Here is a 14,439-nt window from a genome sequence, read left to right as displayed (position 1 = left end):
GCCACGGCCCGCATGCCGCCCGCCCGTGGCGGCATGCGAGCCGGCGCCGCCCCCCTTCCCACATCGCCAGCGCGCCGCTGACCGCATACAATCCGGTTTTCGGCTTGGCGATGCCCTGCGATGGAGCTCAACGAATACTTGCGTGTCCTGGGTACCAGCTTCTTTTTCGCGCTGGCGACCTTGTTGCCATTCCTGAATCCGCCGGCAATCGCCCCCATCTTCCTGTCGCTGACCGAAGGCGCGTCTTCGGCCACCCGCACGGTGCTGGCCAAGCGGGTTGCCGTGAATGTCGGACTGATGCTGATCGTGGCCATGGTGGCCGGCAACGTGCTGCTGAGCTTTTTCGGCATCTCGCTGTCGATCGTGCGGGTGGGCGGCGGCCTGCTGGTCATCGCCAGCGCCTGGCGCCTGGTCAATTCGCCCGACGCCGACACCGAGCGGGTGGCGCGCATGGCCGAATCCTTCACCCCTGAAATGGCCAAGGCCCGGGCGTTCTATCCGCTGACCTTTCCCATCAGCTGCGGCCCCGGCTCGATCGCGGCGGCCATCACCGTGGGCGTGTCGCTGCGCGACCAGAACCACGTGCTGAGCCTGCTGCGGCTGGGCGGATCGATCCCCGGCATCATCGTCGTGTCGCTCACGCTATACGTCTGCCTGCGCTTTGCGGCGCAGATGCTGCACCGGCTGGGCGACAATGGCACCGCGGTGTTCATGCGCATGTCGGCCTTCATCATGCTGTGCCTGGGCGTACAGATCTTCTGGGAAGGCTCGCGCGAACTGCTGCTGGGCGTGCTGCAGCAAGGCATGCAACCAATTCCGATTCCCAAGGCCTAAGCCTGCCTGATCCGCCGTCCCGGCGCGCCGCACCCGACTCGGGCTGCCGCGACCGGGGCTTACCTTTTGAACCCTTAACGCAGAATCACCATGACTTCCCGCTCAGAACGCCTGCTTCGCCTGATCGCCCTCTTCTGTTTCGGCGCCGTGGGCATTGCCCTGATTTCCCAGTATGCCTTCGACATGCCGCCCTGCGCCTGGTGCGTGATGCAGCGCCTGATCTACCTGGTGATCGGCGTCATTGCCCTGGTGGGCGGTTTTGGCGGCGGCCGTGTGCTGACCCGCGTCTGCGGCGGCCTGGCGGCGCTGCTGGCCGCCACCGGCGTGGCCGCGGCGTGGTACCAGTACAGCGTGGCCGCCAAGATGCTGTCGTGCGACCAGACCTTCGCCGACCGCTTCATGACCGGCATCGGCCTGGACGGCAGCGTGCCCTGGCTGTTCGGCATCTACGCCACCTGCATGGACGCCGTGGTGCCGGTGCTGGGCATCGAATATGCCCTGTGGAGCCTGGCGCTGTTCGTGATCCTGTTCTTCATGGCGTTGCCCGTCGTGTTTGGACGCGGCCGGCCGGGCGCCCTTTGAAGTACCTGACCGGTTACCCCGAATCGTTGCTGGCGCAGGCCCGCACCCTGCTCGACCAAGGCAAGCTGGGGCCGGCGCTCTTGGCCCGCTATCCCGGCGGCGCACACGACGTGCGCACCGACCGGGCGCTCTACGACTATGTGGTGGACCTGAAGAACACCTATATCCGCAACGGCGCGCCGCTCAGCAAGATCGCGTTCGACAGCAAGATCCACGTGATCCAGCACGCGCTGGGCCAGCACACCTATATCTCGCGCGTGCAGGGCGGCAAGCTCAAGGCCAAGCACGAGATCCGCGTGGCCACGCTGTTCAAGGCCGTGCCCGAGCCATTCCTGAAGATGATCACGGTGCACGAACTGGCCCACCTGAAGGAAAAGGACCACAACAAGGCCTTCTACAACCTGTGCCAGTTGATGGAACCGCAGTACCACCAGTACGAGTTCGACCTGCGGCTGTACCTGACCCATCTTGAGGCCACCCGCCAGCCGCTCTGGGACGTCAACGCCCAGGCGTGAGGCCATGCGGCCCAAAAAAAATCGCCGCCCCGAGGGGCGGCGATTTGCATGCCGAAGCAAGATCCGCAATCAGGCGTCGTTGGCGGCGTAGCCCATGTTGAATTGCAGGCCGCTGGCGCCTTCGTCTTCGCCGGGCTCCGCACGCGACTGGCCCAGGCGAGCCAGGTATTCCGCGGTGATGTCGCCGGTGATGTATTCGCCGTCGAAGCACGAGGCTTCGAAGCGCGACAGCTTGGGATTGATGTCCCGCACGGCCTGCTGCATGTCGTGCAAGTCTTGGTAGACCAGGCTGTCGGCGCCGATGGCACGGGCGATTTCCTCGTCGCTGCGGCCGGTGGCGATGAGCTCGCTCTGCGTGGGCATGTCGATGCCGTAGACGTTGGGGAAACGCACCGGAGGCGCGGCCGAGGCGAAGTACACCTTGTTGGCACCGGCGGCGCGCGCCATGTCGACGATTTCACGGCTGGTGGTGCCGCGCACGATGGAATCGTCCACCAGCAGCACGTTCTTGCCCTTGAATTCCATGCCGATGGCATTGAGCTTCTGGCGCACCGACTTACGGCGCACGGCCTGGCCCGGCATGATGAAGGTGCGACCCACGTAGCGGTTCTTGATGAGACCTTCGCGGTAGTCCAGGTTCAGGCGCGCGGCCAGCTGCATGGCGGCCGGGCGCGAGGAATCAGGAATGGGCATGACCACGTCGATATCGCCCAGGCGCATGTTGCGGGCAACCTTGTCGGCCAGGTATTCGCCCATGCGCAGGCGCGCGTCGTACACCGACACGCCGTCGATCAGGGAATCGGGACGCGCGAAGTAGACGTATTCGAAGATGCAGGGCACGAGCTGGGGGTTGTCGGCGCACTGGCGGCTGACGAAGCGGCCGTCCAGGTCGACGAACACGGCTTCGCCCGGCTCGACGTCGCGCACGAAGGCAAAACCGCTGCCTTCCAGGGCCACGGATTCGGATGCCACCATCCATTCGACGCCTTCGTCGGTTTCCTGGCGGCCGATGCACAGCGGACGAATGCCGTTGGGATCGCGGAAGGCCAGCAAGCCATAGCCGGAAATCTGCGCGACCACGGCGTAGGCGCCGCGCACGCGCTTGTGCACGGCCGAGACGGCGCGGAAGATCGCGTCGTCATCGAGCGACACGCCGTTGGCCGAGGATTGCAGCTCGTGCGCCAGCACGTTCAGCAGGACTTCGGAGTCGGAGTTGGTGTTGATGTGGCGGCGGTCGACGCGGTAGAGCGATTCGCGCAGTTCGCGCCAGTTGGTCAGGTTGCCGTTGTGGGCAAACATGATGCCGAACGGGGCGTTGACGTAGAACGGCTGCGCTTCTTCTTCGCTGGCGCTGGAGCCGGCGGTGGGATAGCGCACCTGGCCCACGCCGGACGTGCCCGGCAAGGCGCGCATGTTGCGCGTGCGGAATACGTCGCGCACCAGGCCGTGGGCCTTGTACATATTGAACTGGTTGCCTTGCGACGTCGCAATGCCCGCGGCGTCCTGCCCGCGATGCTGCAACAGCAGCAAGCTGTCATAGAGCAGCTGGTTGACCGGCCCGCGCCCGATGACCCCTACGATTCCACACATGGTGACATTTCCTGGTTGATGTAAAGCTAATCAATACGGCAGCCAAGTCGCCAGGGACGGCGGCAGCCACGTCTTGACATGTTTGATGGCCTCGATGGCCGAATGCGAAAACATGGCGTCCTGCCACCAGGGCTCTTGGGGCAACGGCGTATAGCCGGCGGCGGCGACCAGCGCCAGCACGATCAAGAGACCCCGGGCAAGACCGAACATGCCGCCCAGGCCGTGGTCGGCCGGGCCCAGTCCGGTGCTGCGGATCAAGGCGGCAAGCGTCATGTTGACCAACCCCACGCCGAGCAGCACGATAATGAAAACCACCGCGTACGAGACACCCATGCGCAGCAGCGTCGTTTCAATATAGGGCTCCAGCCAGGTATAGACCGTGGGGCCCCACCATATCGCGGCCACGAAGGCCAGCAGATAGGCGACCAGCGACAGCACCTCTTTGAGCAGGCCGCGCACCAGGCCCAGCACACCCGATACCGCCAGGATGGCCAGCACGACGAAGTCGAAACCGGTCACTACTGGGCGGCGGCAATGAAACCGTTGTCATAGCCCAGGGTGCGCAACCGCGCCTGGGCCGCCTGCGCCGCCTCGCGCGAGGGGAACGGCCCCACGCGCAGACGGTACTGCTGCTTGCCTCCGATGGAAGCCTGCTCGACGAATGCGTTGGTGACACCGGCCTGGTGCAGCTTGGCGCGGCGCGACTGGGCGTCTTCGGACGTGGTGTAGGCGGCGATCTGCAGCACGAAATTGCCCTTGGCGGCCGCCGGCTTGGGCGCGGGCGTGGCAGCGGCGGGCGCGGAGCGCCCTTCCAGCAGCGCCAGCGCGCGAGCGCCGTCGTCGGAACGGGTTTCAGGCTTGGGCGTGGCCGGCTTGGGCTCGGGCTTGGTTTCCGGCTTGGGCGGCGGGGTCTGGGCCGTGCGCGGCGGCGTGGCGGCCGGCGGCGTGGCAACAGGCGGCGTCGTGGCCGGCGGGGTGGTCGCCGGCGGCGTGGCGGTCTGCGGCTGTGCCGACGTGACCGGCGGCGGCGTGGGAATGCTGGGCGGCTCGTTGGGCGCGGTGCCCTGCGCCGCGGGCGTGGGGGTGGCCACGCCGGCCTGGGGTTCGCTCACCTGCGGCTGGAACGGCGTATTGCGTTCCGGCACCCTGATGGGGATGTTGTCGGCAACGGGGACGGGCTGGGAATCCAGCACCATGGGCAGGATGATGACGGCCGCCAGCACCAGCGCGATGGCGCCTGCCAGTCTGCGCCGAGCGCGTCCGCGCAGTTCCGCCGCCTGGACCTCGCTAGGCACCGCCGCCCGTTTGGAGGGCTGCGCCTGGTCGGCAGGATCTTTGCGATTGAAAAAACCCATGGGAGAGAATTCCTTGCCTACGTGTTTTTTGCTTACGCCTTGCGGCCCAGCGACTGCAAAACCGAGGCCACGGTGAGAAACGAGCCAAACACCACGATTCTATCATTCTCGCCCGCCCGTTCGCGCGCCGCGGCAAAGGCTTGCGCGGGGTCCGGGAAGGCGGACACGCCCGGCGCCTGCCCTGCAGCGGGCGCGGCAGGCAAGGCGGCGGCGACCTGGTCGGCCAGGGCTTGACCGCTGCCCCCGCGCGGGCCGGGCAGGCCCGCGCAGAACCAGTGATCGATGCGTGCGCCCAGCTTGGCCACGACGCCGGCCAGGTCCTTGTCGTTGAGCATGCCGAACACCGCGTAGGTGTAGGGATGGAAACCCATGTTGTCCAGGTTCTGCGCCAGCACGGCGGCGGCGTGCGGGTTATGGGCGACGTCCAGGATGATGGTGGGTTGGCCCGGCAGGATCTGGAAGCGGCCGGGCAGTGACGCCTGCAAGAGACCCTGGCGCACGGCCTGCGCGGGCACCGGCAGGCGGTCGCGCACGGATTCCAGCGCGGCGAGCGCCGCCGAGGCGTTCAGCAGCTGGTTGGCGCCGCGCAGCGCCGGGTACGCCAGCGCACCGCGGCGTTGTTCGCGTCCGCCATAGGCCCACTGCTGGCGGTCGCCGGAATAGTTGAAGTCGCGGCCGAACAGCCAGAGGTCGGCGCCGATTTTCTCGACGTGGTCCAGCAGCGACTGCGGCGGCACCGGGTCGCTGCAGATGGCGGGCCGGCCGGCGCGGTAGATGTGGGCTTTTTCGAAGCCGATCTTTTCGCGGGTGTCGCCCAGCCAATCGGTGTGGTCCAGGTCGACGCTGGTGACGACGGAACAGTCGGCATCAATGATGTTGACGGCGTCCAGACGGCCGCCCAGGCCGACTTCGAGCACCACGGCGTCCAGGCGCGACTGGGCAAAGAGACGCAGGATGGCCAGGGTGGTGAATTCGAAGTACGTCAGCGAGGTTTCGCCGCGCGCGGCTTCGACGGCGACGAACTGCTCGATCAGCGCCGCATCGGTGGCGATCTGGCCGTTGACGCGGGCGCGCTCGTTGAAATCGATGAGGTGGGGCGACGTGTACAGCCCGACCTTGTAGCCCGCCGCCAGCAGGATGGCTTCGAGCATGGCGCAGGTGGAGCCCTTGCCGTTGGTGCCGCCCACCACGAACTTCACGCCCGACAGCGCCAGGTCCATGCGCGCAGCCACCTCACGGACGCGTTCCAGTCCCATGTCGATGGCCGTGGCGTGGATGGATTCCAGGTATTGCAGCCAGTCGGACAGGGTGGCGGAAGCGTCGGGCGTGCGGGCAGAAGGCATGTCGGGGTCGCAAAGGAAGTCAGCCCGCAATTTTAACAGTCGCGGCCCGTGTTTTCCCTAATCCCCCAGGGAGTGCAGCGGTATCGCCCGGGAAAAATCGCTTGCCGATGTTTTTTTCATACGTGAAAATAAATTCACATATGAAAACTCAAAAGGAAGAGACATGACGCAGCGCAAGACCCCGGCCTGGCTGGTGCGGGAAGCGGACGTTCCGGGTTACCACCCCGCCAACCACACCGGTACGCTGAACCGCCGACTGATCGGCCCGGACACGGTGGGCGCGCGCGGCGTGGAGGTCCTGCTGGGCGTGATCGACAAGGGCAAGGGCGCGCTGCCGCACGCCCATCCGGGCATCGAGCAGGTCTGTTACCTGCTGTCAGGCACTGCCCGTGCCCAGGTGGCGGATGAATGGGCCGACATGGGCCCGGGCGACTGCTGCTATTTCCCGCCGGACATCCCGCACGTGTTCACCGTCACCAGTGACGAGCCCGCCCGCCTGCTGGTGATCTACACACCGCCCTACGAAGAGTCGCCCGACCGCGTGATCCGGAATTTCCCGCCAGCCGCGGCCGGCGCCTGAGGCGTCGCGGATACCGGCAACGAACCCGTCCACCCCCCAAGAAAACCAGGCAGCGGCCGCAGAGCCGCGCCCGGCATCCCCATCAGGAGACAACCCCATGCAAGCCCTAAGACTATTTGCCGCCCTGCTCGCCAGTGGCGCCACGCTGCTGGCCCAGCCCGCCGCACACGCGGCGACGGACTACCCCAACAAGCCCATCACCCTGATCGTGCCCTTCCCGGCCGGCTCGGGCACCGACGCCGTCGGCCGCATCTTCGGCGCCGAGCTGTCGACCATCCTGGGGCAGCAGGTGGTGGTGGAGAACAAGCCCGGCGCCAACGCCACCATCGCGGCGAGCTATGTGGCGCGGGCGCGGCCGGACGGCTACACCCTGTTCGTCACGACCAATACCTCGCACTCGGCCGCCCCCTGGCTGATGAAGAACATTCCCTATGACCCGGTCAAGGATTTCACGCCGATCGCGCGCGGTGGCAACCTGCCTTTCATTCTGGTCGTGAACCCCAAGCGCCCCTGGAAGTCGGTGGCGGACCTGGTGGCCGATGCGCGCCAGCATCCCGGCCGCATCACCTACGCCAGCGGCAACAGCACCGGCATCGTGGCCGGCGCCACGCTGGCCAATCGCGCCAAGATCGACATCCTGCACGTGCCCTACAAAGGCACCCCGCAAGGCCTGACCGACGTGGTCGGCGGCCAGGTGGATTTCATGTTCACCGACCTGGCATCCGGCCTGCCGTTCGTGCAATCGGGCCAGTTGCGCGCGCTGGCGGTCTCCACCGCCGAGCGCAGCGCCATCGTGCCGGACCTGCCGTCCATGGCCGAATCGGGCGTGCCGGATTTCGACCTGAATTCCTGGAACGGCTACTTCGGGCCGGCCGGCATGCCGCCCGAGGTAGTGGCCAGGCTGAACGACGCCATCAAGCAGGTGGTGGCCAAGCCCGACGTGCGCAAGCGCCTGGCCGGCCTGGGCTTTGACGCCTTTTCGAGCACCCCGCAAGCCTTCGCCCAGTTTGTCGGCGAGCAGCGCGACCTGTGGGGCAAACTGATTCGCGATGCGGGGATCGAGCAGCAATGACGCACGCCACCCAGACGCCCCCCACCCCGGACACAGGCCCCTTGGCCGGCGTGCGCATCCTGGACCTGAGTTCGGTGGTGATGGGCCCCTATGCCACGCAGGTGCTGGCCGACCTGGGCGCCGACGTGATCAAGGTGGAATCGCCGGCCGGGGACAACATGCGGGCCGTCGGCCCCATGCGCAATCCGGGCATGGGACATCTGTACCTGCACCTGAACCGTAACAAGCGGTCGGTGGTGCTGGACCTGAAGACGCCCGAAGGCCGCGAGGCCTGCCTGCGGCTGGCCGAGAGCTGCGACGCCCTGCTCTACAACATCCGGCCCCAGGCCATGGCCAGGCTGGGCCTGTCGTACGAAGCGGTGGCGGCGCGCAACCCGCGCATCGTCTACCTGGGCGCCTATGGCTTCGGCGAGGCCGGACCCTACGCCGGCCGCCCGGCCTATGACGATCTGATCCAGGGGCAGACCGGCATCGCCGCGCTGTCGGCGCAGCAAAGCGGCGACGTGCCGCGCTATGCGCCGCTGACGCTGGCCGACCGCGCGGTGGGGCTGCACGTGGGCATCGCGCTGGTGTCGGCGGTGCTGCACGCCCGCGCCAGCGGCCAAGGCCAGCCAGTGGAGATTCCCATGTTCGAAGGCATGGCGCACCTGGTGCTGGGCGACCACCTGGGCGGGGCCACCTTCGAGCCGCCGCTGGGCCCCACCGGCTATGCGCGGCTGCTGGCGCCGCACCGCCGGCCCTACGCCACGGCCGACGGCTACCTGTGCCTGTTGATCTACAACGACAAGCACTGGCGCAATTTCTTCGACCTGATCGGCCAGCCCGAACTGGCCGACGACCCGCGTTTTTGCACCCACGGCGCACGGGCGGCGCATATCAGCGAGGTGTACGCCTTTGTCGCTGACGTGATCCGCACGCGGGCGACAACGGCCTGGCTGGCAGACCTGGCGCGCGCCGACATCCCGGCCTCGCAGCTCTATACGGTGGACGACCTGCTGCAGGACGAACACCTGACCGCCACCGGCTTCGTGCAGGACGTGGACCACCCCACCGAGGGCCGCCTGCGCACCCCGGCCCCGCTGGGCCGCTATCAAGGCACGCCCACGTCCCTGCGCCGCCCGGCCCCCACGCTGGGCCAACACAGCCGCGAAGTGCTGGCCGAAGCCGGTTACGACGACGCCGGCATCGCCGCCCTGTTCGCTCACCGCATCACCCAAGACGGAACCGACTGATGGACTTTGCATTCACTCCCGACCAATTGGCGCTGCGCGACGCCGTGTCCCGCATCTGCGACCGCTACCCCGACGAATACTGGCTGGAACGCGACCGCGAAGGCGGTTTTCCCGAACCCCTGCATGCGGACCTGGCACGCGACGGCTGGCTGGGCATCGCCATGCCGCAGGAATACGGCGGCGCCGGCCTGGGCATGACCGAGGCCGCCCTGATGATGCAGACCATTGCGGCGTCGGGCGCGGGCTTTACCGGGGCATCCGCCGTGCACATGAACATCTTCGGGCTGAATCCGGTGGTGGTGTTCGGCAGCGACGAGCAGCGCGCCCGCTGGCTGGAGCCGCTGATCGCGGGCCGCGAAAAAGCCTGCTTCGCGGTGACGGAGCCGGACGCCGGGCTGGACACCACCAAGCTGAGCACCCGCGCGGTGCGCGACGGCGACGACTACGTGGTGCACGGCCGCAAGATCTGGATCTCGACCGCCCAGGTCGCCACCAAGATGCTGCTGCTGGCCCGCACCACCCCGCTGTCCGAGGTGGCCAAGCCGACCCAGGGCCTGTCGCTGTTCTATACGGACTTGAACCGCGACAAGATCGAGGTGCGCGAGATCGAGAAGATGGGCCGCAAGGCGGTCGACTCGAACATGCTGTTCATCGACGGCCTGCGCATTCCGGTGGCGGACCGCATCGGCGAAGAAGGCCGCGGCTTTGAATACATCCTGCACGGGCTGAACCCCGAACGCATCCTGATCGCGGCCGAAGCCGTGGGCATCGGCCGCGCCGCGCTGGACCGGGCGGTGAAGTACGCCGGCGAACGCACGGTGTTCGGCCGGCCCATCGGCCAGAACCAGGGCATCCAGCATCCGCTGGCGCAGGCCTGGATGCAACTGGAGGCCGCCGACCTGATGGTGTTCAAGGCCGCCAGCCTGTACGACGCCGGCCAACCCTGCGGCCCGGCGGCCAACGCCGCCAAGTACCTGGCGGCCGAGGCGGGCTACAACGCCTGCCAGACGGCGGTGATGACGCTGGGGGGCATGGGGTATGCCAAGGAGTACCACGTGGAACGGCTGCTGCGAGAAAGCTTCATTCCGCGCATCGCGCCGGTCAGCCCGCAGCTGATCATGTGCTTCATTGCGGAAAAGGTGCTGGGGCTGCCCAAGTCGTATTGAAGCTAGGACTGCTGTTCCAGCCCCGTGCAGGCCGCCCGCAGGATGCGGGCGTAGTCTTCCTGGTGCGGTTCGATCCGGTAGATCGGGCCGCCCACCGAGATCGCATAGTGCTCGCCCGACAGCGTGACGGGCCAGGCAATGGCGCCCACGTCGGCGATGGATTCGCCGCTGTTCATGAACCAGCCGCGCTGGCGCGAGTGTTCCAGGTCAGTCAGGATCGCCTCGCGCGTGACCAGCGTGCGCTCGTTGTAGCGTGTCAGGGGCGTGGCGCCCAGCAGCGCATCCCGCCCCGCGTCGTCCAACAGCGACATCAGCGCTTTTCCCAGCGAATTGGCGTGTACGTCCTTGAACTCGCCTGCAACAGGCGCGTATCGGATCGTATGCGGCGAATCCAGCACATCCAGGTAGACCACCCGGCCGTCCTGCGTCAGCTTGGCGAACACGACGGTTTCCCGGGTTGCGTCCCTTAATTCAACCAGGCTGGGATAGACGCGGTCGAGCACGGGATCGGCCCGGGCGATGCGCTGCGCCATCGCCAGCAGGCGCCCGGTGGGGTAATACCCCTGGCGGCGCCCGGTTTCATACAGATAGCCGAGCCCGGTCAGGGTCCGGATCAGGGCCAGGCAACTGGACACCGGCACATCCAGCAGGCGGGCCAGCTCGGACAGGGGCAGTGCGCGCTTCTCCCGTGCGTAGGTTTCGATGATTTCTATGACTCGCAGCGCCGTCTTGACACTCATTGCCCGATCCGAACTATTTAGCACGTGAAACATCTGGCCTTGCAGGGGGCTAAAGTTCCCTGCGAGGGTGCCGTTATCGTAGCTGAGAATTCCCTGAAAACAGCGCGTTCCTCCGAGACGCCACCTCGCCGTTGGAGTGATCATGGCCGTATCCCCCATAGCCCCCGCTACGTTCGCTCCGGCGCCGGTAGCCGCTACGCCGGTCGTAGCAGACCCATCCGTCACCGTTACCCCGCCCGTGGCGAGCAGCAACAGCAGTGGCAGCGACACCGCCACGTCGGAGCAGTCCACCTCGCAGAAGCTGCCGCTGGAAAAAGCGCTGGACGAGATCAATGACCAGATGAAAGCGTGGTCGACCCAGTTGCAGTTCGAGATCGACCCGAACGTGCATCAGGTGGTGGTGTCGGTGGTGGACGCCAATACGGGGGACGTCATCCGCACCATCCCCAGTGAAGCCCTGCTCAAGATCGCCAAAATGATCGTGAACATGCAGGGAAATGGCATCAAAACCACGGCTTGATATGGCCCCGAATATTTTCTGCTGTGCCCGTTTTGGCGCCATTCGATGACAGAAGCATCGAATTAGGCCCGCCTTATGCCCTTACCCGGCCAATCGCCGGCACCCTATTTTTGACAGAATCGCATCGCTAGGAAGGAATTTCACATGGCCTCTATCACTAACCTCGGTTCGGTTTCCGGCTTGCCCCTGGAAAAGATCCTGTCGGACCTGCAGGCCGCCGAGGATAAAAAGCTCTCGATCTACACGACTCGTGCGGCCAGCTACAAAACGCGCATCGATGCCTATGCGCAGCTGCAAAGCGCGCTGGAGGCCGTGCAGAAATCGGCTGGCGTGCTCGGCAAACCCGAAACGATGTCCGCCATCAAGGGCAGCGTCACGGGCGGCACCGCCTTGACGGCCGTCATCACGGCCGAAGGCGCGCTTGCGGGCAAGCCGGGCGCCGTGGCCGGTCAATACACGATCGCCGTGAACACCCTGGCACGCGCCCAAAGCCTGCAATCGGGCGCAGTGGCCGACCGTACCGCCAAGAACGGCGACACGGGTTCCTTCGAAGTCGAGCTGGCCAACGGCACCAAGCACACCGTCGATCTGAAGGGCGATACGTCGCTGAACGGCATCGTCAAGGCCATCAACGCCGACGACAAGTCCGGCCTGCGCGCCACTGTCATCAACGACGGCAACGGCAACAACTACCTGATGCTGACGGCCAAGGACACCGGCGTGCAGGCCTCGGTGAAGAACATCACGGTGACGGGCGACCAGTCGCTCAAGAACGTGCTGAGCTTCAGCACCGCCGCCGACGGCACCACTACCGGCATGACCCAGACCAAGGCCGTCGACGCCGAAGTGGTCATCAACGGTCTCACCGTCAAGAGCGGCTCGAACAGCCTTTCGACGGCGATCGACGGCGTCACGCTGAACCTGACCGAGACGACCCCGACCGACAAGCCGATCACCCTGAAGCTGGAATCGGATACGTCCGTCGCCAACAAGGCCATCCAGGACTTCGTCAAGAACTACAACGCACTGCAGTCGACCATCAAGAACCTGACGGCCTTCGACGCCAAGGCAGCCACCAACCAGCCGCTGACCGGCGACGGCACCACGCGCTCGATCCAGTCGTCGATGACCAGCGCACTGCAAGCGGTGCTGGGCGAGGGCACCGTGCGTTCCCTGGCCGACCTGGGCATCACCACCGATCCGCAGACGCGCCAGTTGAAGCTGGACCAGACCAAGCTGGACAAGGCCCTGGCCGAGAACCCCGGCGACCTCACCAAACTGCTGTCGGGCGACAACGGCCTGGCCAAGAATTTCGAGGCCGCGTTCAAGGACGTGCTGGGCACCAACGGCTCGTTGAAGACCCGCACCGACGGCCTGAACAAGACCATGAGCGACCTGGACGCCCAGCAAAAGCGCGCCAAGGCCTCGAGTGACGCGGAAATGGACCAGATGCGCACCCGCTTCGTCGCATTGGACAAATTTGTTGCCCAGACCAGCGTCACGGCCAACTACCTGACCCAACAATTTGCGGCGATGAACAAATCGAGCAAATAACCTGTAGAAGATGCATTAATGACTTACGCCGCCCGCCGTCCCACAGGGTCCCACTCTGTCCGCTCCTACGCCGATATCGGCCTGGAAACCCAGGTCCTGGGCGCGAGTCCGGAGCGGCTGATCACCCTGCTGTATCTGGGCGCCCGGGCGGCTATCGGGCAAGCGCGCATCCACATGCAGGAAGGCCGCATCGCCGAACGCGGCGCGGCCATCTCGAAAGCGATCAAGATCGTCGATGAAGGCTTGAAGACCGGGCTGAACATGGAGGCCGGCGGCGACATCGCCGCCAACCTCGCCCGGCTTTACGATTACATCGTCCGCACGTTGCTGATGGCGAATCTGAAAGCAGATCCCGAGCAGCTCGACATCGCCGACCGCCTGCTGGCGGACCTGGCCGAGGCTTGGCAGACTTCCATCGACCGACCGGCTGGCGTGACGCAGCCCTGATGGCCCACTCCACGATTTCAGCCAGCCATCGAACGCCCGAGATTTCCATGACGTCCCTTACCCAGTACTCCTCTCCCATCCTGGAACACTACCAGGAGATCGCTCACATCACGGGCGAAATGCTGACGGCCGCCCAGGCTGGCGACTGGGATGCGGCGATGGTCCATGGACTGCAATACTGCGAGCTGGTCGAGCGCCTGCGCGTCGCCGAACCCAAGGCGCCGCTGGACGAAGCCGGCCGCGCCATGAAGTACGACCTGCTGGTGCGCATCCTGGAAAACGACGCGCTCACGCGCGACCTGGCGCTTCCGCAACTGGCCCGGCTGGGCGAACTGCTCGGCCGCATGAAGCGCCAGCAGACCTTGCTGTCGGCCTACGGCTACCAGGCGTCTGAAGAATGAGCGTAGGTCCCGCGGCACTCGGCAACGTCCTGGTGCAGCGGTTGGACGCCGTGCTTGGCACGACCATGTCCGCCGCGAACGCCAACCAGGTTTCGGGCGCGCGGCCCGATGCGGTCAGCCAGCCCGCCGGCCTGGACCGGCCCGGCTCGGCGGATGGCTCCAACCGCGACGCGCGGCAAGGCATACAGACCGGCGGCGCCCGGGGCGACCGGCCGGCAACCGTTGTCGACGCCAAGACCGCTGCGGCACTGGCGCTGGCCGCACGTGGCCTGGTCACCAGCAGCGACACCACGGCCTCGGCCCCCACGACGCTGGGCACCACCGCCCGCGCCATCCTGGCGCTGCTGGCCCAATACCCTGAAGCGGCGCCCCCGGTGCAGGGGCGCGCTCCGCTCTGGACGGGCGAGGCGCCCTCTCAATCCGCCGGCACACCGGCACAGCCGGCCGCCGGCCAGCCCGCAGGGCAGCCAACCGCGCAGCCCGGCCAGCCGCCGGCGCAGCCGGGCAA

General features: G+C 66.5%; 16 protein-coding genes and 1 pseudogene. 12 read left to right on the top strand and 5 right to left on the bottom strand.

Annotated features, from left to right (window positions below):
* Nucleotides 1–120 precede the first annotated feature (120 nt).
* The 3 genes from AC6LJ2_RS28990 to AC6LJ2_RS28980 all read left to right on the top strand — a co-directional run bounded on the left by AC6LJ2_RS28990 (nt 121) and on the right by AC6LJ2_RS28980 (nt 1,931).
* Nucleotides 121–834 (top strand): MarC family protein, encoded by a 714-nt coding sequence (locus AC6LJ2_RS28990; RefSeq protein WP_025138848.1) that lies wholly within the window; start codon nt 121–123, stop codon nt 832–834.
* Nucleotides 835–924: 90 nt separating this feature from the next.
* Complete coding sequence (locus tag AC6LJ2_RS28985; RefSeq protein WP_445658826.1) at nt 925–1,416, top strand: disulfide bond formation protein B; 492 nt, start codon at nt 925–927, stop codon at nt 1,414–1,416.
* Nucleotides 1,413–1,931 carry a M48 metallopeptidase family protein gene (locus AC6LJ2_RS28980; protein WP_263912476.1) on the top strand — a complete coding sequence of 173 codons (519 nt, stop codon included), beginning with the start codon at nt 1,413–1,415 and terminating at the stop codon, nt 1,929–1,931. The genes AC6LJ2_RS28985 and AC6LJ2_RS28980 overlap by 4 nt, the downstream gene beginning before the upstream one ends.
* A 69-nt stretch (nt 1,932–2,000) precedes the next feature.
* On the opposite strand, the gene purF is transcribed toward AC6LJ2_RS28980, so the two are convergent.
* From purF to folC, 4 genes are read right to left on the bottom strand one after another with little or no spacing between them, the layout of a single operon-like run.
* On the bottom strand, nt 2,001–3,521 hold the full coding sequence (gene purF, locus AC6LJ2_RS28975; protein ID WP_263912474.1) for an amidophosphoribosyltransferase: 1,521 nt from the start codon (nt 3,519–3,521) through the stop codon (nt 2,001–2,003).
* Between the two features lie 30 nt (nt 3,522–3,551).
* Nucleotides 3,552–4,040, bottom strand: a complete 489-nt coding sequence (locus tag AC6LJ2_RS28970) for a CvpA family protein (RefSeq protein WP_498152692.1) — start codon at nt 4,038–4,040, stop codon at nt 3,552–3,554.
* The gene (locus AC6LJ2_RS28965) at nt 4,040–4,876 is read right to left on the bottom strand and encodes an SPOR domain-containing protein (RefSeq protein WP_445658825.1); all 837 of its coding nucleotides are present in this window, start codon (nt 4,874–4,876) and stop codon (nt 4,040–4,042) included. The genes AC6LJ2_RS28970 and AC6LJ2_RS28965 overlap by 1 nt, the downstream gene beginning before the upstream one ends.
* 32 nt (nt 4,877–4,908) lie before the next feature.
* Nucleotides 4,909–6,219: a bifunctional tetrahydrofolate synthase/dihydrofolate synthase gene (gene folC / locus AC6LJ2_RS28960; protein WP_498152691.1), complete on the bottom strand. Its 1,311-nt coding sequence runs from the start codon at nt 6,217–6,219 to the stop codon at nt 4,909–4,911.
* Between the two features lie 163 nt (nt 6,220–6,382).
* Here folC and AC6LJ2_RS28955 point away from each other — a divergent pair, with 163 nt between their 5' ends.
* From AC6LJ2_RS28955 to AC6LJ2_RS28940, 4 genes are all read left to right on the top strand, one after another.
* The gene (locus AC6LJ2_RS28955) at nt 6,383–6,799 is read left to right on the top strand and encodes a cupin domain-containing protein (RefSeq protein ID WP_263912469.1); all 417 of its coding nucleotides are present in this window, start codon (nt 6,383–6,385) and stop codon (nt 6,797–6,799) included.
* A 97-nt stretch (nt 6,800–6,896) separates the two neighbouring features.
* Nucleotides 6,897–7,871 (top strand): Bug family tripartite tricarboxylate transporter substrate binding protein, encoded by a 975-nt coding sequence (locus AC6LJ2_RS28950; RefSeq protein WP_263912468.1) that lies wholly within the window; start codon nt 6,897–6,899, stop codon nt 7,869–7,871.
* The gene (locus AC6LJ2_RS28945) at nt 7,868–9,103 is read left to right on the top strand and encodes a CaiB/BaiF CoA transferase family protein (protein ID WP_263912467.1); all 1,236 of its coding nucleotides are present in this window, start codon (nt 7,868–7,870) and stop codon (nt 9,101–9,103) included. Before AC6LJ2_RS28950 ends, AC6LJ2_RS28945 begins: the two co-directional genes overlap by 4 nt.
* Nucleotides 9,103–10,269 carry an acyl-CoA dehydrogenase family protein gene (locus AC6LJ2_RS28940; RefSeq protein WP_498152690.1) on the top strand — a complete coding sequence of 389 codons (1,167 nt, stop codon included), beginning with the start codon at nt 9,103–9,105 and terminating at the stop codon, nt 10,267–10,269. Before AC6LJ2_RS28945 ends, AC6LJ2_RS28940 begins: the two co-directional genes overlap by 1 nt.
* Before the next feature lie 2 nt (nt 10,270–10,271).
* Here AC6LJ2_RS28940 and AC6LJ2_RS28935 read toward each other — a convergent pair whose 3' ends face one another.
* Nucleotides 10,272–11,009, bottom strand: coding sequence for an IclR family transcriptional regulator (locus tag AC6LJ2_RS28935; protein ID WP_498152689.1), 738 nt, complete (start codon nt 11,007–11,009; stop codon nt 10,272–10,274).
* Between the two features lie 142 nt (nt 11,010–11,151).
* On the opposite strand from AC6LJ2_RS28935, the gene AC6LJ2_RS28930 reads away from it, so the two are divergent.
* The 5 genes and pseudogenes from AC6LJ2_RS28930 to AC6LJ2_RS28910 form a co-directional block, all read left to right on the top strand.
* The gene (locus AC6LJ2_RS28930) at nt 11,152–11,529 is read left to right on the top strand and encodes a flagellar protein FlaG (protein ID WP_263912461.1); all 378 of its coding nucleotides are present in this window, start codon (nt 11,152–11,154) and stop codon (nt 11,527–11,529) included.
* A 144-nt stretch (nt 11,530–11,673) separates the two neighbouring features.
* Nucleotides 11,674–13,083, top strand: coding sequence for a flagellar filament capping protein FliD (gene fliD, locus AC6LJ2_RS28925; protein WP_263912459.1), 1,410 nt, complete (start codon nt 11,674–11,676; stop codon nt 13,081–13,083).
* A gap of 18 nt (nt 13,084–13,101) precedes the next feature.
* Nucleotides 13,102–13,530, top strand: coding sequence for a flagellar export chaperone FliS (gene fliS / locus AC6LJ2_RS28920; RefSeq protein WP_263912457.1), 429 nt, complete (start codon nt 13,102–13,104; stop codon nt 13,528–13,530).
* 47 nt (nt 13,531–13,577) lie between these two features.
* Nucleotides 13,578–13,931: a flagellar protein FliT gene (locus tag AC6LJ2_RS28915; RefSeq protein WP_263912455.1), complete on the top strand. Its 354-nt coding sequence runs from the start codon at nt 13,578–13,580 to the stop codon at nt 13,929–13,931.
* Nucleotides 13,928–14,439: pseudogene (locus AC6LJ2_RS28910) on the top strand (flagellar hook-length control protein FliK); the annotation flags it as partial. The gene AC6LJ2_RS28915 and the pseudogene AC6LJ2_RS28910, both read left to right, overlap by 4 nt.

This window comes from Achromobacter sp. 1014246743, from assembly GCF_059760725.1.
The sequence above is the reverse complement of the archived record's forward strand: the minus strand, read 5'-3'. Positions and strand labels throughout refer to the sequence as shown.